Source organism: Burkholderia pyrrocinia (assembly GCF_001028665.1).
Classification (GTDB): Bacteria; Pseudomonadota; Gammaproteobacteria; order Burkholderiales; family Burkholderiaceae; genus Burkholderia; species Burkholderia pyrrocinia.
Genome location: NZ_CP011504.1, coordinates 1,513,558 through 1,532,943, shown reverse-complemented (window position 1 = coordinate 1,532,943; position 19,386 = coordinate 1,513,558). Strand labels below are relative to the sequence as shown.

Sequence of the window (19,386 nt, the reverse complement as noted above, 5' to 3'; positions counted from 1 at the left end):
TCGGGAAGAAGCAGTAATTTTGAGTTGTGTGTATCACACACGAGAATCCAACTTGTCTCGTCTTGCTACGCAGGTCACCGGTACTTCAACCGGCGCGCCGCATCGATCAGCTTCGCTGCTCGACGCTCTGCGTGGGATGCTCGTAAGTGCTGAAGCACTAACGATCATCGACACAAGGCAGACTTGTTATAGGATCAAGCCTTACGGGCAATTAGTATCAGTTAGCTGAACGCATTACTGCGCTTACACACCTGACCTATCAACGTCCTGGTCTCGAACGACCCTTCAAGGGGATCTAGTCCCCAGGGATATCTCATCTTAAGGCGAGTTTCCCGCTTAGATGCTTTCAGCGGTTATCTCTTCCGAACATAGCTACCCGGCGATGCCACTGGCGTGACAACCGGTACACCAGAGGTTCGTCCACTCCGGTCCTCTCGTACTAGGAGCAGCCCCCTTCAAATATCCAACGCCCACGGCAGATAGGGACCAAACTGTCTCACGACGTTTTAAACCCAGCTCACGTACCTCTTTAAATGGCGAACAGCCATACCCTTGGGACCGGCTACAGCCCCAGGATGAGATGAGCCGACATCGAGGTGCCAAACACCGCCGTCGATATGAACTCTTGGGCGGTATCAGCCTGTTATCCCCAGAGTACCTTTTATCCGTTGAGCGATGGCCCTTCCATACAGAACCACCGGATCACTATGACCTGCTTTCGCACCTGCTCGACTTGTCGGTCTCGCAGTTAAGCACGCTTATGCCATTGCACTATCAGCACGATTTCCGACCGTACCTAGCGTACCTTCGTACTCCTCCGTTACGCTTTGGGAGGAGACCGCCCCAGTCAAACTGACTACCATGCACTGTCCCCGACCCGGATCACGGGCCAAGGTTAGAACCTCAAACAAACCAGGGTGGTATTTCAAGGACGGCTCCACCGAAACTAGCGTTCCGGTTTCATAGCCTCCCACCTATCCTACACAGATCGGTTCAAAGTCCAATGCAAAGCTACAGTAAAGGTTCATGGGGTCTTTCCGTCTAGCCGCGGGTAGATTGCATCATCACAAACACTTCAACTTCGCTGAGTCTCGGGAGGAGACAGTGTGGCCATCGTTACGCCATTCGTGCAGGTCGGAACTTACCCGACAAGGAATTTCGCTACCTTAGGACCGTTATAGTTACGGCCGCCGTTTACCGGGACTTCAATCAAGAGCTTGCACCCCATCATTTAATCTTCCGGCACCGGGCAGGCGTCACACCCTATACGTCCACTTTCGTGTTTGCAGAGTGCTGTGTTTTTATTAAACAGTCGCAGCCACCAGTTTATTGCAACCCCTTCACCCTTTGCGCGCAGGCGCATCAAGCTACAAGGGCGTACCTTATCCCGAAGTTACGGTACCAATTTGCCGAGTTCCTTCTCCCGAGTTCTCTCAAGCGCCTTAGAATACTCATCTCGCCCACCTGTGTCGGTTTGCGGTACGGTCATCGTTAGACTGAAGCTTAGAGGCTTTTCTTGGAACCACTTCCAATTGCTTCGCTCCCTAAGGAGCTCGCGCCACACCCTTGAATTCCGCGCCCGGATTTGCCTAAGCGCCTTCTCCAATGCAGCGACCGGGACTTCCAACACCCGGACAACCTTCCGCGATCCGTCCCCCCATCGCATCTAACAATGGTGCAGGAATATTGACCTGCTTCCCATCAGCTACGCATTTCTGCCTCGCCTTAGGGGCCGACTCACCCTACGCCGATGAACGTTGCGTAGGAAACCTTGGGCTTACGGCGAGGGGGCCTTTCACCCCCTTTATCGCTACTCATGTCAGCATTCGCACTTCCGATACCTCCAGCACGCTTTTCAACGCACCTTCGCAGGCTTACGGAACGCTCTCCTACCATGCGTGCAAAGCACGCATCCGCAGCTTCGGTATATAGCTTAGCCCCGTTACATCTTCCGCGCAGGACGACTCGATCAGTGAGCTATTACGCTTTCTTTAAAGGGTGGCTGCTTCTAAGCCAACCTCCTGACTGTTTTAGCCTTCCCACTTCGTTTCCCACTTAGCTATATTTGGGGACCTTAGCTGGCGGTCTGGGTTGTTTCCCTCTTGACACCGGACGTTAGCACCCGATGTCTGTCTCCCGTGATTGCACTCTTCGGTATTCGGAGTTTGCTATGGCGGGGTAATCTGCAATAGACCCCCCAACCATGACAGTGCTCTACCCCCGAAGGTGAGACACGAGGCACTACCTAAATAGTTTTCGGAGAGAACCAGCTATTTCCAAGTTTGTTTAGCCTTTCACCCCTATCCACAGCTCATCCCCTAACTTTTCAACGTTAGTGGGTTCGGACCTCCAGTACGTGTTACCGCACCTTCATCCTGGCCATGGATAGATCACTTGGTTTCGGGTCTACGCCCAGCAACTGAACGCCCTATTCGGACTCGCTTTCGCTACGCCTGCCCTATACGGTTAAGCTTGCTACTGAACGTAAGTCGCTGACCCATTATACAAAAGGTACGCCGTCACCCCTTACGAGGCTCCGACTGTTTGTATGCATGCGGTTTCAGGATCTATTTCACTCCCCTCCCGGGGTTCTTTTCGCCTTTCCCTCACGGTACTGGTTCACTATCGGTCGATCACGAGTATTTAGCCTTGGAGGATGGTCCCCCCATCTTCAGACAGGATTTCACGTGTCCCGCCCTACTTGTCGTACACTTAGTTCTTTCATACTGTTTTCGCCTACAGGGCTATCACCTGCTATGGCCGCACTTTCCAGAGCGTTCGGCTAACAATACAAATAAAGAGTACAAGGCTCATCCCATTTCGCTCGCCACTACTTTGGGAATCTCGGTTGATTTCTTTTCCTGCGGTTACTTAGATGTTTCAGTTCACCGCGTTCGCTTCACTAGACCTATGTATTCAGTCTAGGATGACCCAAAAGGGCCGGGTTTCCCCATTCGGACATCTACGGATCAAAGCTCGTTTGCCAGCTCCCCGTAGCTTTTCGCAGGCTACCGCGTCCTTCATCGCCTGTGATCGCCAAGGCATCCACCACATGCACTTGTTCGCTTGACCCTATAACGAGTCTGTCTCGTTACAGGTTGAGTTCTCGCGTTGTGCCGTATTCCAATTGAGTCAAACATAGAGTTCGAATCATCTTGAGATACATCGATACAATCACAACCCGGATAGTTTTCACGTCCATCTCAAGACGCTTCCGCTATCCAAATTACTTACTTCTTCCAGATTGTTAAAGAACGACAGCCGATACATACTACGTATCACTCTGACTGGCTCAATCGCCAATGGCAAATGCTCGTCTCACACGTCACTTTCGTGTGATCCAAACGCTTCCCATTGAAGATTGGTGGAGGCAGACGGGATCGAACCGACGACCCCCTGCTTGCAAAGCAGGTGCTCTCCCAGCTGAGCTATGCCCCCATGAGTACAGATATCCTCAGGTACTACCGCCAGACAAGACATTGGTGGGTCTGGTTGGATTCGAACCAACGACCCCCGCCTTATCAAGACGGTGCTCTAACCGACTGAGCTACAGACCCCTGAGTCTGTCTTTAATTTACAGCCGATAAGCGTGAGCGCTCAACTTTGCGAGAAGCTCTGGAAAGGAGGTGATCCAGCCGCACCTTCCGATACGGCTACCTTGTTACGACTTCACCCCAGTCATGAATCCTACCGTGGTGACCGTCCTCCTTGCGGTTAGACTAGCCACTTCTGGTAAAACCCACTCCCATGGTGTGACGGGCGGTGTGTACAAGACCCGGGAACGTATTCACCGCGGCATGCTGATCCGCGATTACTAGCGATTCCAGCTTCATGCACTCGAGTTGCAGAGTGCAATCCGGACTACGATCGGTTTTCTGGGATTAGCTCCCCCTCGCGGGTTGGCAACCCTCTGTTCCGACCATTGTATGACGTGTGAAGCCCTACCCATAAGGGCCATGAGGACTTGACGTCATCCCCACCTTCCTCCGGTTTGTCACCGGCAGTCTCCTTAGAGTGCTCTTGCGTAGCAACTAAGGACAAGGGTTGCGCTCGTTGCGGGACTTAACCCAACATCTCACGACACGAGCTGACGACAGCCATGCAGCACCTGTGTATCGGTTCTCTTTCGAGCACTCCCACCTCTCAGCAGGATTCCGACCATGTCAAGGGTAGGTAAGGTTTTTCGCGTTGCATCGAATTAATCCACATCATCCACCGCTTGTGCGGGTCCCCGTCAATTCCTTTGAGTTTTAATCTTGCGACCGTACTCCCCAGGCGGTCAACTTCACGCGTTAGCTACGTTACTAAGGAAATGAATCCCCAACAACTAGTTGACATCGTTTAGGGCGTGGACTACCAGGGTATCTAATCCTGTTTGCTCCCCACGCTTTCGTGCATGAGCGTCAGTATTGGCCCAGGGGGCTGCCTTCGCCATCGGTATTCCTCCACATCTCTACGCATTTCACTGCTACACGTGGAATTCTACCCCCCTCTGCCATACTCTAGCCTGCCAGTCACCAATGCAGTTCCCAGGTTGAGCCCGGGGATTTCACATCGGTCTTAGCAAACCGCCTGCGCACGCTTTACGCCCAGTAATTCCGATTAACGCTCGCACCCTACGTATTACCGCGGCTGCTGGCACGTAGTTAGCCGGTGCTTATTCTTCCGGTACCGTCATCCCCCGGCTATATTAGAACCAAGGATTTCTTTCCGGACAAAAGTGCTTTACAACCCGAAGGCCTTCTTCACACACGCGGCATTGCTGGATCAGGCTTTCGCCCATTGTCCAAAATTCCCCACTGCTGCCTCCCGTAGGAGTCTGGGCCGTGTCTCAGTCCCAGTGTGGCTGGTCGTCCTCTCAGACCAGCTACTGATCGTCGCCTTGGTAGGCCTTTACCCCACCAACTAGCTAATCAGCCATCGGCCAACCCTATAGCGCGAGGCCCGAAGGTCCCCCGCTTTCATCCGTAGATCGTATGCGGTATTAATCCGGCTTTCGCCGGGCTATCCCCCACTACAGGACATGTTCCGATGTATTACTCACCCGTTCGCCACTCGCCACCAGGTGCAAGCACCCGTGCTGCCGTTCGACTTGCATGTGTAAGGCATGCCGCCAGCGTTCAATCTGAGCCAGGATCAAACTCTTCAGTTTAAACCTGTTACTGTTTTCGGTTCTTTCGAACCGGTCGCTCACTCAAAGCTGACAGGAATATGAATTGCTTCATAAACCTGACTTACTTTAGTGTGAGACTCTTGATACTTTCGCTATCTGATCCGAGGATCAGCTCGCCTCCATCAAGCGCCCACACTTATCGGCTGTTAATTTTTAAAGAGCATTTCTGCGAGAAACATCGTGTTTCTCAGCAGCGCTGCGTTTTCAGCAGCAGAGAAGTGAGATTATGAACCGTGTTTCGCAGATCGTCAACAACTTTTTGAACTACTTCGTTGCGACTGCGGGGTCCATCTTCCTTCGCCAGCCGTGCGCGGCAACCTGCTGCACACCTCCGACTTCGCTTCCCCTCTCCCGCGCCGCGTTTCCGTTAGCGCGAAAGAGGCGTGATTCTAAGCACCCCACGCCGTTCGCGCAAGGGGTTTCTCAAAAAATATAAGGCCCCGCACGCTGCTGCGTGCGGGGCCTTATGTAGAAGCAGCGGAACCGTCAGGCCGCGCGTACCTGACGCCCGACGATCTCCATATAACGATCGAGATCCGGCGTCACCTTGCCTTCTTCCTTCGCCGTATCGTCCCAGCGGCGCAGACGCAGCGCGTCCTCCGCGAACGGGCGCTGCAGGAATGCCGCGGTTTCCTCTTCACTGAAGATGCCACCCTGCAGCGCAAGGCTGCGCACCGAGTCCGGCGACAGGCTCTCGAAGTAGCCGGCGTCCGTGCGGCACAGGCAGCGCTTCGCGTCGACGTGTAGCCGGATCGGCTCCAGCACCGCGTCGGAAAACAGCGGCCGCAGGAACGGCAGCACGTAATACTGATGCAGATCGTCGATCCCGCGCGCACTCGGCGTCTCGCCCTGGCGATTCAGCAGATGCCCGAGATCGTGCAGGAACGCCGCCGCGACCAACGCTTCGTCAGCGCCCGCCTCTTCCGCCAGCAATCCGCTTTGCAACGCATGCTCGAGCTGCGTGACAGGTTCGCCGCTATAGGCCACATGGCCATGCTCGCGATACAGCCCGTGGATCTCTTCCACCGTCAATGCCATTCGTTTACTCCCAGGGCAGCGAAAACGTCTTCAGGTTCGTGAAGCTCTTCATCGCCTCCTGAACGCCTTCCTTGTAACCGAGCCCCGAATCCTTGATCCCGCCGAACGGCGACAGCTCGATCCGGTATCCGGGCACTTCCCATACATTAACGGTGCCGACGTTCAGCTCGTTCACGAGCCGCACGACGGCCGCCGTGCTGTCCGTACAGACACCCGACGACAGCCCGAACGCCGTTCCGTTGCTGATCCGGATCGCGTCGTCGATCGTGTCGAACGTGATGACGGGCGATACGGGACCGAACGTCTCCTCGCGCACGATCGTCATCGACGGATCGACGTTGTCGAGCACGGTCGGCGCATACAGCGCGCCGCGCCGCACGTTGCCGGTCAGCAAGCGCGCGCCCTGCGCGACCGCTTCTTCGACCCGCGCCTCGAACAGCCGCGCCGCCGCCTCGTCGATCACCGTGCCCATTTCGTTCGCGGGATCGAACGGATCACCGTACTTCCATGCGCGCGTCTTCTCGACGAGCAATTCGGTGAACGCGGGCGCGATCGAGCGCTGCACCAGCATCCGCTTGACGGCCGTGCAGCGCTGGCCCGAATTCCGGTACGAGCCGAGCACCGCCAGCGATGCCGCGCGTTCGAGATCGGCGTCTTCGAGGACGATCAGCGGATCGTTGCCCCCCAGTTCCAGCACGATGCGCCGGTAGCCGGCCCGCGCGGCAATCGCCTTGCCGATCGCGACGCCGCCGGTAAACGTGATCAGCGATGCATGCGGATGCGTGACGAGCTCGTCCGCGATTTCGCGCGGATCGCCGGTCAGCACCTGCAGCATCGGCTCCGGCAGCCCGGCCTCGACCAGCAGGTCGGCCAGATAGAACGCCGACAGCGGCACCTTCTCCGACGGCTTCACGATCACGCGATTGTTGGTCGCGATCGCCGGCGCGATCTTGTGCGCAACCTGGTTCATCGGATGATTGAACGGCGTGATCGCGACGATCACGCCGTCGAGCGGCTGCCGCTGCGAGAACACGCGCCGCGCCTTGCCGTGGGGCGTCAGGTCGCACGAGAAACTCTGCGCGTCGTCGCGCAGCGCCTCGACCGCCGCGAACTTCAGCACGTCGGCAACGCGGCCGATCTCGTAGCGGGAATCCTGTTTCGACAACCCCGATTCGAGCGTGATCAGGTCGGACGCTTCCTCGGTGCGCTCGCGCAGCAGCGCGGCCGCACGTTCGAGGATCTGCGAACGCTCGTAGCGCGTGAGCTTCGGCCGGTAGGCCATCGCGTAGTCGAACGCGGCGCGTACGTCGTCGACACTTGCGAGCGGCGCGGTACCGACCCGGGCGCCCGTATAAGGATCGACGATGTCGAAAGTGCGCTCGCGCGTCGCGCGCGTGCCGCACCAGCGCAGCGCCTCGGCGCGAAACTCGGGATGGTCTTGCCGGGGATGAACCATCATGTCGCGATCCGGTTCAGCACGAAATCGAACACGTCGAAGTTGCGCGGGCGACGCTCAGGATCGTCCGGCTCGATACGGCGGTTGAACAGCAGCGGCACTTCCTGCTCCGACACGCCGCCATGCGAACGCAGCGGCACCGTGAGGCCCGACAGATCGTGTTCGCGCTCGCGCGTACCGAGTGTCATGTCGCGGCGGCCGATCACGACGAGATCGCCGATCCGGTCGGCCGGCAGTTCGAAACGTGCGGCGGCTTCCGCGTTGTCGAGCACGAGTTCGACACCGTCGAGGCCGCCGACGCGCCACATCGCCTCGGCCCGGTCGACGTCCGGCGCGAGATAGACGGTTGCAAACGAGCCCAGCGCGCCGTGGTGCACGACATACGGATCGGTAATCGGCAGGATCACGCGCGCAGCCTGCGCGCCGTACCAGCCGTCGAACGCATCCTGCAGATAGATCACGTTCGGCCGACCGGTCGCGGGATCGTGCTTCGCGTTCATCCCGTGGTCGGCCGTGAGCCCGATCGCCCAGCCGAGCGCGTCGAGTTGCGCGAGATAACCATCCATCATCGCGTAGAACGCGTTCGCGCCAGCGCTGCCCGGCTCGCACTTGTGCTGCACGTAGTCGGTGGTCGACAGGTACATCAGGTCGACCTGCCGCGTCTGCGCAAGCCGCACGCCGGCCGCGAATACGAATTCGGACAACGCCGCGCTATAGACATCCGGCGACGGCAGGCCGACCCAGTCGAGTACATCGACGATGCCGTTTTCCGCGAGATTCGCCTGCGCGGCCTTCTCCGCGGAAAAGCAGATGCCGTTCATCTGCCAGCCGAGCAGCCGGCGCAGCTTGTCCTTCGCCGTCACGACGGCCACCCGCGCGCCGGCGTCGGACGCCGCCGCGAGCAGCGTGCCGGCCCGCAGATAGGCCGGGTCGTTCATCATCACTTCGGCGCCGCGCCCGCCGTCGGCGGTCGCGTCCCAGAAATAGTTGCCGCAGATCCCGTGGACCGACGGCGGCACGCCGCAGACGATCGACAGGTTGTTCGGGTTGGTGAAGGTCGGCACGACGCAATCCGCGCGCCACGCCGTGCCTTCCGAGATCATCCGGCCGATGAACGGCGCGACGCCCGCTTCCACCGCACGTTCGAGATAGTCGTACTCGCAGCCGTCGACGCAGACGACGACGGTCGGCTCGACCGGCAGCCGGTAGCGCCGGCCATTGACGTCGACGGATCGTCCCGCGAGATCCGGCGCTGCGCCGGGCGCTGACGCGTCACCGGGATGGCGCAATGCGAACGCGGCGTTCATGATGCCGCCCGCTTGCCGCGCGGCACGCGCGCGGCGATCAGCAGCAGCGCCGCGAGCGACGCGCCGAGCATCAGCAGCGACAGCGCCGACGCCGGCAGGTAGTAGCCACGCTCCACCTGGCCGATCACGACGATCGGCACGGTCGCGAATCCGGGTGGATAAACCGTCAGCGTCGCACCGAGCTCGCCGAGCGACAGCGCGAAGCCGAGCGCGAGGCTCGCGCGCAGCGCCGGCACGAGTTGCGGCAGCAGCACGCGGCGCAGCACCATCGCGGGCGGCGCGCCGAGGCTCGCCGCGGCTTCGCGCAGCACGGTCAGCTCCGGACGCAGCGCCGCGGCCGCGCAGCGATAGCAGAACGGCAGGATCAGCGCGAGCTGCACGAGCACGACGATCGCCGCCGAGCTCGACAGGTCGACCGGCTTCTGGTGATACGCGATCAGCACCGCGAGCCCGAGCACAACGCTCGGCACGCCGTTCGGCACCATCACGAGCGCGTCGACGACCGCGCCGAGGCCGCGCCGATCGCGCCCTTCGAGCGCAAGCGCGAGCCACAGCCCGAGGATCGTGCCGATCGCCGACACGCCGAAGCCGATTTCGAGGCTCGTCAGCAGCGCGTCGTATTCCGGCGACCCGAGCCGCTCGAACCAGCGCAGGCTGTAGCCGGCCGGCAAGATCGTGCCCGACCATTGCGTCGACACGCTCGACAGCGCGACGACGATGACGGGCAGCACGAACAGCCAGAAGCACGCGAATGCGGCCAGCGCGAGCGCGACGCGTGGCGCATGCTTGAGCAGCGCGTCGCTCCAGCCGATCTGGTGGCGCGGCACGCCCTGCCCGATACGGAATTCAGCGGACATCGTTCCCTCCCGTCGCACGCCGGTTCACCCGGCGATAAACCGTATACAGCGCCAGCGACAGCGCGAGCATCACGACCGCGCCGGCCGACGCGGTCGGCAGGTCGAGATCGACGGTCGCGCTGCTGTAGATCGCGACCGGCAGCGTCACGAGCCGCGCGCTGCCGAGCACGAGCAGAATCCCGAATTCGTTCAACGTCAGCAGGAAACACAGCACGGTGCCGGCGGCGATGCCCGGCCACGCGATCGGCAGCACGACGCGGCGCGCGAGCATCCAGCCGGGCGCGCCGAGGCTGCGCGCGGCTTCGATCAGCCGCAGGTCGAGCGTCGCGAACGACGCGAGCGTCGGCCGCACGACGAACGGCGTATAGAACACGGTCTGCGCGAGAATCACGCCGCCGATGCCGAACAGGAAATCGAGCGGCGGATTCTCGAGATGGAACAGGTGCTGCAGCGCGATGCTGATCGACCCTTGCGAGCCGTACAGGAAGATCAGCGTGAACGCGACGAGGAACGACGGAAACGCGACGTACAGCTCCAGGAAGCGCGTGACGAGCGATGCGCCCGGAAACGGCTTGAAGAACAGCAGCGCGGCCAGCAGCACGCCGAGCACCGACGCGGTGCCGGCGCTCGCGAACAGCACGCCGAGCGTCGTCAGCAGCACGGCGCGCGTGTCGGGGTTGCCGAAGAAGGTCCGGTATGCGACCAGGCTCAGCCCGTGATCGCCCGACACGCTCAGCAGCACGAGCCGCACCAGCGGATAGACGACGAGCGGGCCCAGCACGACGACCGCGAGCCCGGCCAGGTGCAGGTCGCCCATGCGCTTGCGGCGTCGCGCGACGGCGGCGTGCGCGGCGGCGGACGCGAGCACGTGCGGCGGCAGGCCGGCTTCAGGGCTCGATAAGGACGACATCGTCTGCCTCGCAATGCAGGGACACGCGCGCACCGCGCTCGGGGGCCGCACCGCGGCCGCGTTGCATCGTCACGCGCACGGGTTCGTCGGGCGCCGCGTCGATCACGACCGCGATCGACAGGTCCGCGCCCTGCCATTCGACGGACGACACCGTGCCGTGCAGGCCGCCCGCCGCGGGCGGCATCACGGTCAGGCGCTCGGGGCGCACGCAGGCGACCTTGCCGCGCACTTCGTGGCGCGGATCGCCGAGCGGGAAAATCACGTGCGGCGGCAGCAGGTTCGCCGGGCCGAGATAGCGTGCGACGTAACCGTCCCGCGGCTCGTCGTACAGTTGCTGCGGGGTGCCGAGCTGCGCGATGTGGCCGTCGCGCATCAGCAGCGCGCGGTCGGACAGCACGAGCGCGTCGTCGCGGTCGTGCGTCACGCAGACGACGGTCAGGTTCGGCAGGCGCTCGTGCAGCGCCTTCAGTTCGCTGCGCACCGACGCGCGCAGGTTGGCGTCGAGCGCCGACAGCGGCTCGTCGAGCAGCAGCACGTCCGGCTCGATCACGAGCGCGCGGGCCAGCGCGACGCGCTGCTGCATCCCGCCCGACAGTTGCGCGGGCAGGTGGTGGCCCGCGTCGCCGAGTTGCACGAGCTTCAGCGCGTCGGCGACGCGTCGCGTCACTTCCGACGACGCCATCCCGCGCGCGCGCAGCCCGAATGCGACGTTCTCGAACACCGACAGGTGCGGGAACAGCGCGTAATTCTGGAACAGCAGACCGAGATTGCGCTTGTGCGGCGGCGCATAGGTCAGGTCACGCCCGGCAACGGTCAGCGTGCCGGTCAGGCCGTCGGCCTTCACGAACCCGGCGATGAAGCGCAGCAGCGTGGTCTTGCCGCAGCCGCTCTTGCCGAGCACGGTCAGAAATTCGCCGGCGCCGATCGACAGCGACAGATCTTCCAGCACCGTGCGTGCGCCGTAGCGCACGCTCAGGTGCTCGATCTGCACGCCGCCCGGCGCGCCGGACCGCAGCGTCGCGTGCGGTTCGGCGGCGCCGAATGCGCCGGGATGGGTCAGGGTGGTTTCCACCGGGTTCATCCTCTTGCTCGCTAATACAGGCGGCGTGCGCCGATCACTTCGGCTTGACGACGTCGAGCTGCTTGCCCGAGCTGCCGATCACGTCCTTCTTCCAGCGCTCGATCCACACCGGCTTCTTCGCCATCACCTGGCTCCAGTCGACCGGGATCAGCTTCACGCCCGCGATCGCCTTCTTGACCGCCTCGCCGTTCTTGCCGGCCAGCGGCACGTCCGTGCGGCCCGGGATGCCGTACATGTCCGGCACCTTCGACTGCACTTCCGTCGACATCAAGTAGTCGATCAGCTTCTTGCCGACGTCCTGGTTCGGGCCGCTCTTGATCAGGCCGATGCCGTACGGGAGCTGGAACGTGGTCGGCTGATCGCCTTCCTTCGCGGCCAGGAAGATCGGCTTGACGGACAGCGCGCCGTGTTCGGCATCGTCGAGGTCCATCTGCAGGTCGCCGTTCGCGACGCTGATCTCGTTACGCGACAGCAGCACGTTCAGGTAGCCCGTGCCCTTCGTGTGGAACTTCACGCTCTGCGACAGCTTCGCGAGGTAGTCGAACGCCTTGTCCTCGCCCATCAGCGAGGTCGTCAGGATCAGCACGGCCATCCCGTCGCCGGCCGTGGCCGGGTTCGAGTACGCGACCTTGCCGGCATAGCTCGGCGACAGCAGGTCGGCGAACGTCTTCGGCTGGTTCTTCACGACGTCCGGGTTGATCGCGAACGAGAAGTAGTTGTTCACGAACGTCGCCCACGTACCGTCCTCGGCCTTTGCGATGGCCGGCACGTTCTTGTAGTTCACGCTCTGGTACGGCTGCAGCAGGCCCATCTGGCCGGCCTGCTGAATGAACGGCGGCAGCGTGACGATCACGTCGGCCTTCGGGGAATTCTTCTCGATGTTCGCGCGGTTGACGACCTCGCCGCTGCCCGCCGTCACGATGTTGACCTTGACGCCCTCCTTCTTCTCGAAGGCCGGCAGCACATCGCGATAGAGGTTCTCGAGACCGTCCGCCGTATACAGCACGACCGCGTTTGCCGCATGCGCCGGCATCGCGGCACCTTGCAGCAGACCGGCGGCGCAGGCGGCCAGCGCGAGCTTGCGGAACGCGCCGGCAGCGGCGCGCGAGGAATTCTGCAGTGTCATCTCACTTCTCCGTAGGCGGAACACCAAACGGCCGGGGGCACGATCCCGGCGCTGTCGGCCAGAGTTGGCGCTTCAGCGCTTACTCTGGCCCCATGCTTCGCGGTCGGCTGGAGTTAGCGCATCAGCGCTTGCTCCAGCCCCATGCAAAGCCTGTTATCGATCCGGGCGAACCGATTGGCCGGCCCGCCTCGTTGCCGCGCTGAAGGCGGTTTCGCGCGGCAACCGAAGGATCACAGCGTTCGATGACAAACCCATGACGAGTGCCACAATTTCCAAAAAATGACACATTTTGCCACTATCATGCAAGTCATTCGGAAATGCCGCCCGGCGTTTCGCCCGACCTTTGCTGGAGAAAAAGCCATGCCCGATCCGATCCTGCTCACGCCCGGCCCGCTTACCACGTCCGCCACAACCCGCCACGCAATGCAACATGACTGGGGGTCGTGGGACGCCGCTTTCAACCAACTGACGGCCCGCGTCTGCGCGGATCTCGTCGCCATCGCGCGCGGCGGCGACGACTACGTGTGCGTGCCGATGCAGGGCAGCGGCACGTTCTCGGTCGAGGCGGCGCTCGGCACGCTGGTGCCGCGCGACGGCGTCGTGCTCGTGCCCGACAACGGCGCGTACTGCGCACGCATCCTGAAGATCCTCGGCCGTCTCGGCATCGACGCGATCGCATTGCCGTTCGGCGAGGACGCGGCCGTCGACGCGGCAGCGGTCGAGGCTGCGTTCGCACGCGAGCCGCGCATCACGCATGTCGCCCTCGTGCACCTGGAGACGAGCGCCGGCATCCTGAATCCGCTGGACGCGATCGCGGCCGTGTGCCGGCGCCACGGCAAGCGGCTGATCGTCGATGCGATGAGTTCGTTCGGCGCGCTGCCGATCGCGCTGGCGGACAGCGGCATCGATGCGCTGATCTCGGCGAGCGGCAAATGCCTCGAAGGCGTGCCGGGGATGGGTTTTGCGATCGTGCGGCGCGATGCGCTCGACGCGAGCGAGGGCAACTCGCCGTCGCTCGCGCTCGACCTCCACGATCAATATGCGTACCTGCGCAAGACTGGCCAGTGGCGCTTCACGCCGCCGACGCACGTGATCGCCGCGCTACGCGCCGCGCTCGACCAGTACCTTGCCGAAGGCGGCCAGCCGGCGCGCGGCGCGCGCTATGCGGAGAACTGCCGGACGCTGGTCGAATCGATGCGCGCGCTCGGCTTCGTGCCTTTTCCCGACGCGAGCGTGCAGGCGCCCGTGATCGTCACGTTCCACGCGCCCGACCATCCGGCGTACGATTTCCGCCGCTTCTACGACGCGGTGCGCGACGCGGGCTTCATCCTGTATCCGGGCAAGCTCACGCAGCTCGAGACGTTCCGCGTCGGCTGCATCGGCGCGATCGACGCCGACGATATCCGGCGCGCGGTGGCGGCGATCGCGCAGGCGATCGAATCGCTCGGCATCGCCGTGCAGCGCGCATAACGCGGCACGCGGGCCGGAACACAAGCCGGCACATCAGCCGGCGCGCATACAAGAAAGCCCGGCGGCCAACCGGCCGCCGGGCGAACGCACGAGATGTGCGTGGAGTCTATGCTTACAGCTCGATCCGCTTGATGTCGCCGACGACGAAGATGTACGACAGCGCACCGACCAGCGCGATCACGCCGATGAACACGAGCGCGCCGACGAACGAGCCGGTCGACGCGACGATGAAGCCGACGACCAGCGGCGTGATGATCCCCGCGAGGTTCGCCGCGAAGTTGAAGATGCCGCCCGTCACGCCGAGCAGGCCGTCCGGCGCGATGTCCGACACGAGCGTCCAGCCGAGCGCTGCCATCCCCTGCGCGAAGAATGCGACCGACATGATCGCGATCACGGCTTCGTTGCTCTGCACGTAGTTCGCGAGAATGATCGTCGACGCGAGCAGCAGACCGGCGATGATCGGCAGCTTGCGCGCGAGGTTCGCGGATTTGCCGCGGCGCAGCAGCCAGTCGGAGAAGATCCCGCCGAACATCACGCCGACCGACGCGGCGATGAACGGCATGATCGCGAAGAAGCCGATCTTCAGCCAGCCCATGTGGCGCTCGGTCGCGAGGTAGGTCGGGAACCAGGTCAGGAAGAACACGAGCGTCGAGTTGCCGGCGAACTGGCCGAGGCAGATGCCCGCGAGCTGGCGCTTCTTCAGCAGTTGGCCGGCCATCGCCCAGCTGAATTTCTTCTGCTCGCTCTTGCCGCCATTGTCGCCCTTGCGCGCGCCGTGCACGAGGCCGCCGCCCGCCTCGATGTACGCGAGTTCCTCCGAGTTCGCGCCCGGATGATCACGCGGCTCGTGATAGAACTTCCACCAGACCAGGCCGAACGCGATGCCGACCGCGCCGACGACCCAGAACAGCGAGCGCCAGCCGAACGCGCCCATCAGCGCGAACAGCACGGGGCTGAAGAACGCGAGGCCGATGTACTCGCCGACGGTATAGGTGCCCGTCGCCATCGCGCGTTCGTTCTGCGGGAACCACGTCGCGACGACGCGGCTGTTGGTCGGGAAGCACGGCGCCTCCGTCACGCCGAGGCCGAGCCGGCATGCGAGCAGCGTCGCGATGCCCGGCACGAAGCCCTGCAGGAGCGTGCAAAGCGACCACAGCGTCATCGACCAGTAATAGGTGATCTTGCTGCCGAAGCGGTCGAGGAACAGGCCGCCGGGCACCTGCATCGCGACGTACGTCCACGAGAACGCGGAGAACATGATGCCCATCACGGCCGCGTTGATGCCGAGCTCCTTGGTGAGCTGCGGCGCAGCCACCCCCAGCACGGTGCGGTCGAGGTAGTTGATCATCGTGCCGATCGCGAGCAGCGCGAGAATCTTGTAGCGCGCCGAAGTGCGCCGGACCGTGCCGGCCGCCTGCGCCGGCGCGGCACTCGTGTGGGTGGTGTGCTGCATGGTCGTCTCCTGGTCTCTCTTTCTGTAAAGGGTCAGCGCGCGACGAGCGACTGAAAGTGATCGAACATCCGCTCGGCGTCGGGCGTACGTCCGGTGAAGATCTCGAACGCATCGACGGCCTGGTAGACGGCCATCCCGCCGCCCGGCAACGTGGCGCAGCCGGCCGCACGCGCGGCACGGATCAGTTCGGTTTCGAGCGGGAAATACACGATGTCGGCCACCCACATGCCCGCGTGGAGCAGTTCGGCCGGCAGCGGCAGGCCCGGGTGCTTGGTCATGCCGGTCGGCGTCGCGTGGATCAGGCCCGTCGCGGCGCGCATCGCAGCCGCGAGATCGTCGCCGGACGGAGCGCCGCCCGACGCAACACGCGCGGCCGGGAAGCGCTGCTGCAGTTCGGCCGCGAGCGCGGTGGCACGCGTGCCGTCGACATCGAAAATCGTCAGTTCGGCTGCGCCCATCTGCAGCGCTGCATGGGCCACAGCCGCACCCGCGCCGCCGGCGCCGAGCTGGACGACGCGTTCGAGCGACGCGCCGGGCAGCCCGCGGCGAAACGATTTCGCGAAGCCCGACCAGTCGGTGTTGTGGCCGATCCGCTTGCCGTCCTTGAACAGCACGGTGTTCACCGCGCCGAGTGCGCGGGCATCGTCCGACAGCGCGTCGAGGTGTTCGATCACGCGCTGCTTGCACGGGTGCGTGATGTTGAGCCCGTTGTAGCCCATCCGCTGCGCGGCATCGAGCAGTTGCGGCAACGCGTCGACGGTGACGCCGAGCACGTCGAGGTCGATGCGCCGGTAGACGTAGCCGAAGCCCTGCTGGAATCCTTCTTCCTCGTGCATCGCGGGCGACAGCGAACCGCCGATGCCCTGGCCGATCAGGCCGATCAGAAACGACGGGCGGCTCATCGCGCGGCTCCCTGCGCAAACAGCGTCGACAGACGCTGCAGCGCGAACACGTAGCCTTCGGTGCCGCAGCCGCAGATCACGGCTTCGGCGACCGCCGACACATAGGAATGGTGGCGGAACGCCTCGCGGCGATGCACGTTCGAGATATGCACTTCGATCACCGGCTTCGCGATCGCGGAAAGCGCATCGGCCAATGCCACCGACGTGTGCGTATAGGCGGCCGGGTTGATCACGATGCCGTGCGTGTCGTGACGCGCGGCATGCAGCCAGTCGATCAGTTCGTGCTCGGCGTTCGACTGGCGGAAGTCGATTTCCAGCCCGAGCCCGTCAGCCGCCGCGCGGCAGCGCTGCTCGACGTCCGCGAGCGTTTCCGCGCCGTAGATTTGGGGCTCGCGTGTCCCCAGCAGATTCAGGTTCGGGCCGTTCAGCACCAGCACCTTGTGCTTGCTCATGGTGATTCTGCTCCTAAAACGGGGGCGAATCGCTAACGGATTTCGCCCCCTGACGTCAAGATTTGGCGCTAGTGTGCGCTTGCGCAAGCGCAAAGTCTTTTCGGGTTTTCGCTAATTTGTACCACCTAGTTAGTTTGTATAATCCATGTCACTTACCCAGTAAATTCGGGATATGGCGCGCGCCCGGAACTCAACGACTGGTTCATTCAGGGCCGGGTCGACCGACGCCATGCCCCGCTCATCCGCAGGAATCGCCCATGCAGCGCTCGATCGCCACCGTGTCACTGTCCGGCACGCTCGCCGAGAAGCTCGCCGCCATCCAGGCCGCAGGCTTCGACGGCGTCGAAATCTTCGAAAACGACCTCGTCTACTTCGACGGATCGCCGGCCGACGTCCGGCGCATGGCCGACGATCTCGGCCTCGACATCGTGCTGTTCCAGCCGTTTCGCGATTTCGAAGGCGTGAGCGCGGCACAGCTCGCGCGCAACCTCGATCGCATCAAGCGCAAGTTCGACGTGATGCATGCGCTCGGCACCGACCGCATCCTCGTCTGCAGCAACGTGTCGGCCGACACGATCGCGGACGACGGGCTGCTCGTCGACCAGCTCGGCGCGCTCGCCGAAGCCGCCCGGGAGGCCGGCGTGGTCGCCGCGTACGAAGCGCTTGCGTGGGGCCGCGTCGTGAACCGGTACGGCCATGCGTGGAAACTCGTGAATGCCGTGAACAGCCCGCATCTCGGCCTCGCGCTCGACAGCTTCCACACGCTGTCGCTCGACGATTCGCCGGATGCGATCGCCGAGATTCCCGGCGACCGGATCGCGTTCGTGCAGATTGCCGATGCGCCGAAGCTCGCGATGGACGTGCTCGAATGGAGCCGCCACTACCGGTCGTTCCCGGGCCAGGGCGACTTCGACCTCGCGCGCTTCACCGCGCGCGTGATCGAGTCGGGCTACACGGGGCCGCTGTCGCTCGAAATTTTCAACGACGGCTTCCGCGCGGCGCCGACCGCGGTCACGGCCGCCGACGGCCATCGCTCGCTGCTTTATCTGGAAGAGCTGACGCGCACGCGGCTCGCGCAGGACGGCCGTGCGCCGGCCGCCAGCCAGCCGCTGTTCGCGCCCCCGGCGCCGCCCGCGCACGTCGGGTTCCAGTTCATCGAATTCGCTGTCGACGCGCAGGCAGCGGCAACCGTCGGCGAATGGCTCGGCAGGATGCGCTTCCGGCTCGCCGGCCGGCACCGCTCGAAAGACGTGACGCTGTTCCAGCACGGCGCCGCGTCGATCGTGCTGAACGCGGAGCGCGACTCGTTCGCCGATGTGTTCTTCCAGCAGCACGGGCTGTCGCTGTGCGCGTCGGCGTTCCGCGTCGACGACGCGAAAGTGGCGTTCGAGCGCGCGGCCGGCTTCGGCTACGCGCCGTTCTCCGGCCGCGTCGGGCCGAACGAGCGCGTGCTGCCGGGCGTGCAGGCGCCGGACGGCAGCCTCGAGTATTTCGTCGACGAAGCGCCGAACGCGCCGACGCTGTATGAATCGGACTTCGTGCTGACCGACATCGACGGCCCGAGCGAAGTCGGCCCGCTGACGGGCATCGACCATGTGTGCCTGGCCCTGCCGGCCGACGCGCTCGACACGTGGATCCTGTTCTTCAAGACGGCGTTCGGCTTCGAGGCCGAGCGCAGCTGGCTCGTGCCCGACCCGTACGGGCTGATGCGCAGCCGCGCGGTGCGCAGCGCCGACGGCTCGGTGCGGATCGCGCTGAACGCGTCGGTCGACCGTCACACGGCCGTCGCCGAATCGCTCGACCGCTACCACGGCACGGGGCTGAACCACGTCGCGTTCCGCACGGACGACATCGTGAAGACGATCGCCGCGTTCGCGGCCGACGGCGTGCCGTTCCTGCGCATTCCGCCGAACTACTACGACGATCTCGCCGCGCGCTACGCGCTGCCGGACGAACTGATCGACACGCTGAGCGCGCACCACCTGCTGTACGACCGCGACGAGCACGGCGGCGAATTCCTGCACGCGTATACGGAACTGGTCGACAACCGCTTCTCGCTCGAAATCGTCGAACGGCGCGGCGGATACGACGGCTACGGCGCGGCGAACGCAGCCGTGCGGCTCGCCGCGCAAGCGCAGCGCAGGAAATAAGGGAAGGGCGC

At 63.4% G+C, this 19,386-nt stretch carries 12 protein-coding genes, 2 tRNA genes and 2 rRNA genes; 2 read left to right on the top strand and 14 right to left on the bottom strand.

Annotated elements, in window-relative coordinates; all coding sequences use genetic code 11:
• Nucleotides 1–190: 190 nt before the first annotated feature.
• From ABD05_RS23115 to phnS, 11 genes are all read right to left on the bottom strand, one after another.
• Nucleotides 191–3,072, bottom strand: a 23S ribosomal RNA gene (locus ABD05_RS23115).
• Between the two features lie 290 nt (nt 3,073–3,362).
• Nucleotides 3,363–3,438 (bottom strand) — tRNA-Ala (locus tag ABD05_RS23110).
• A 42-nt stretch (nt 3,439–3,480) separates the two neighbouring features.
• Nucleotides 3,481–3,557, bottom strand: a tRNA-Ile gene (locus tag ABD05_RS23105).
• 62 nt (nt 3,558–3,619) lie between these two features.
• Nucleotides 3,620–5,152 (bottom strand): 16S ribosomal RNA (locus tag ABD05_RS23100).
• The 16S and 23S rRNA genes sit together here with 2 tRNA genes alongside, the layout of an rRNA operon.
• A 507-nt stretch (nt 5,153–5,659) precedes the next feature.
• Nucleotides 5,660–6,211 (bottom strand): phosphonate degradation HD-domain oxygenase, encoded by a 552-nt coding sequence (locus ABD05_RS23095; protein WP_047902381.1) that lies wholly within the window; start codon nt 6,209–6,211, stop codon nt 5,660–5,662.
• A 4-nt stretch (nt 6,212–6,215) separates the two neighbouring features.
• Nucleotides 6,216–7,670, bottom strand: coding sequence for a phosphonoacetaldehyde dehydrogenase (gene phnY / locus ABD05_RS23090; RefSeq protein ID WP_047902380.1), 1,455 nt, complete (start codon nt 7,668–7,670; stop codon nt 6,216–6,218).
• Nucleotides 7,667–8,974, bottom strand: a complete 1,308-nt coding sequence (gene phnA / locus ABD05_RS23085) for a phosphonoacetate hydrolase (RefSeq protein WP_047902379.1) — start codon at nt 8,972–8,974, stop codon at nt 7,667–7,669. Before phnA ends, phnY begins: the two co-directional genes overlap by 4 nt.
• Nucleotides 8,971–9,831, bottom strand: coding sequence for a 2-aminoethylphosphonate ABC transport system, membrane component PhnV (phnV, locus tag ABD05_RS23080; protein WP_047902378.1), 861 nt, complete (start codon nt 9,829–9,831; stop codon nt 8,971–8,973). Before phnV ends, phnA begins: the two co-directional genes overlap by 4 nt.
• Entirely contained in the window at nt 9,821–10,741 is a 921-nt protein-coding gene (gene phnU / locus ABD05_RS23075) for a 2-aminoethylphosphonate ABC transporter permease subunit (protein WP_047902377.1), read from the bottom strand. The genes phnV and phnU overlap by 11 nt, the downstream gene beginning before the upstream one ends.
• On the bottom strand, nt 10,719–11,822 hold the full coding sequence (phnT, locus tag ABD05_RS23070) for a 2-aminoethylphosphonate ABC transport system ATP-binding subunit PhnT (protein ID WP_047902376.1): 1,104 nt from the start codon (nt 11,820–11,822) through the stop codon (nt 10,719–10,721). Before phnT ends, phnU begins: the two co-directional genes overlap by 23 nt.
• 34 nt (nt 11,823–11,856) lie before the next feature.
• Nucleotides 11,857–12,948, bottom strand: a complete 1,092-nt coding sequence (gene phnS / locus ABD05_RS23065) for a 2-aminoethylphosphonate ABC transporter substrate-binding protein (protein WP_047902375.1) — start codon at nt 12,946–12,948, stop codon at nt 11,857–11,859.
• Between the two features lie 360 nt (nt 12,949–13,308).
• Between phnS and ABD05_RS23060 the strand changes: the two genes are divergently transcribed.
• Nucleotides 13,309–14,418 (top strand): 2-aminoethylphosphonate--pyruvate transaminase, encoded by a 1,110-nt coding sequence (locus ABD05_RS23060; RefSeq protein ID WP_047902374.1) that lies wholly within the window; start codon nt 13,309–13,311, stop codon nt 14,416–14,418.
• 112 nt (nt 14,419–14,530) lie between these two features.
• Here the strand turns inward: ABD05_RS23060 and ABD05_RS23055 are convergent, their stop codons facing one another.
• Genes ABD05_RS23055 through aroQ form a run of 3 tightly spaced genes read right to left on the bottom strand, consistent with a single transcriptional unit; the run spans nt 14,531 to nt 17,225 of the window.
• Nucleotides 14,531–15,871, bottom strand: a complete 1,341-nt coding sequence (locus ABD05_RS23055; protein WP_047902373.1) for an MFS transporter — start codon at nt 15,869–15,871, stop codon at nt 14,531–14,533.
• 32 nt (nt 15,872–15,903) lie between these two features.
• Nucleotides 15,904–16,773, bottom strand: coding sequence for a shikimate dehydrogenase (locus ABD05_RS23050; RefSeq protein WP_047902372.1), 870 nt, complete (start codon nt 16,771–16,773; stop codon nt 15,904–15,906).
• Entirely contained in the window at nt 16,770–17,225 is a 456-nt protein-coding gene (aroQ, locus tag ABD05_RS23045; RefSeq protein WP_047902371.1) for a type II 3-dehydroquinate dehydratase, read from the bottom strand. Before aroQ ends, ABD05_RS23050 begins: the two co-directional genes overlap by 4 nt.
• A 257-nt stretch (nt 17,226–17,482) precedes the next feature.
• Between aroQ and ABD05_RS23040 the strand changes: the two genes are divergently transcribed.
• Nucleotides 17,483–19,375: a bifunctional sugar phosphate isomerase/epimerase/4-hydroxyphenylpyruvate dioxygenase family protein gene (locus tag ABD05_RS23040; RefSeq protein ID WP_047902370.1), complete on the top strand. Its 1,893-nt coding sequence runs from the start codon at nt 17,483–17,485 to the stop codon at nt 19,373–19,375.
• Nucleotides 19,376–19,386: the final 11 nt, after the last annotated feature.

What these genes read in the sequence shown, in the direction of transcription:
- ABD05_RS23095 (WP_047902381.1), bottom strand. Translation starts at nt 6,211, where the DNA reads ATGGCATTGACGGTGGAAGAGATCCACGGGCTGTATCGCGAGCATGGC.
- phnY (WP_047902380.1), bottom strand. Translation starts at nt 7,670, where the DNA reads ATGATGGTTCATCCCCGGCAAGACCATCCCGAGTTTCGCGCCGAGGCG.
- phnA (WP_047902379.1), bottom strand. Translation starts at nt 8,974, where the DNA reads ATGAACGCCGCGTTCGCATTGCGCCATCCCGGTGACGCGTCAGCGCCC.
- phnV (WP_047902378.1), bottom strand. Translation starts at nt 9,831, where the DNA reads ATGTCCGCTGAATTCCGTATCGGGCAGGGCGTGCCGCGCCACCAGATC.
- phnU (WP_047902377.1), bottom strand. Translation starts at nt 10,741, where the DNA reads ATGTCGTCCTTATCGAGCCCTGAAGCCGGCCTGCCGCCGCACGTGCTC.
- phnT (WP_047902376.1), bottom strand. Translation starts at nt 11,822, where the DNA reads ATGAACCCGGTGGAAACCACCCTGACCCATCCCGGCGCATTCGGCGCC.
- phnS (WP_047902375.1), bottom strand. Translation starts at nt 12,948, where the DNA reads ATGACACTGCAGAATTCCTCGCGCGCCGCTGCCGGCGCGTTCCGCAAG.
- ABD05_RS23060 (WP_047902374.1), top strand. Translation starts at nt 13,309, where the DNA reads ATGCCCGATCCGATCCTGCTCACGCCCGGCCCGCTTACCACGTCCGCC.
- ABD05_RS23055 (WP_047902373.1), bottom strand. Translation starts at nt 15,871, where the DNA reads ATGCAGCACACCACCCACACGAGTGCCGCGCCGGCGCAGGCGGCCGGC.
- ABD05_RS23050 (WP_047902372.1), bottom strand. Translation starts at nt 16,773, where the DNA reads ATGAGCCGCCCGTCGTTTCTGATCGGCCTGATCGGCCAGGGCATCGGC.
- aroQ (WP_047902371.1), bottom strand. Translation starts at nt 17,225, where the DNA reads ATGAGCAAGCACAAGGTGCTGGTGCTGAACGGCCCGAACCTGAATCTG.
- ABD05_RS23040 (WP_047902370.1), top strand. Translation starts at nt 17,483, where the DNA reads ATGCAGCGCTCGATCGCCACCGTGTCACTGTCCGGCACGCTCGCCGAG.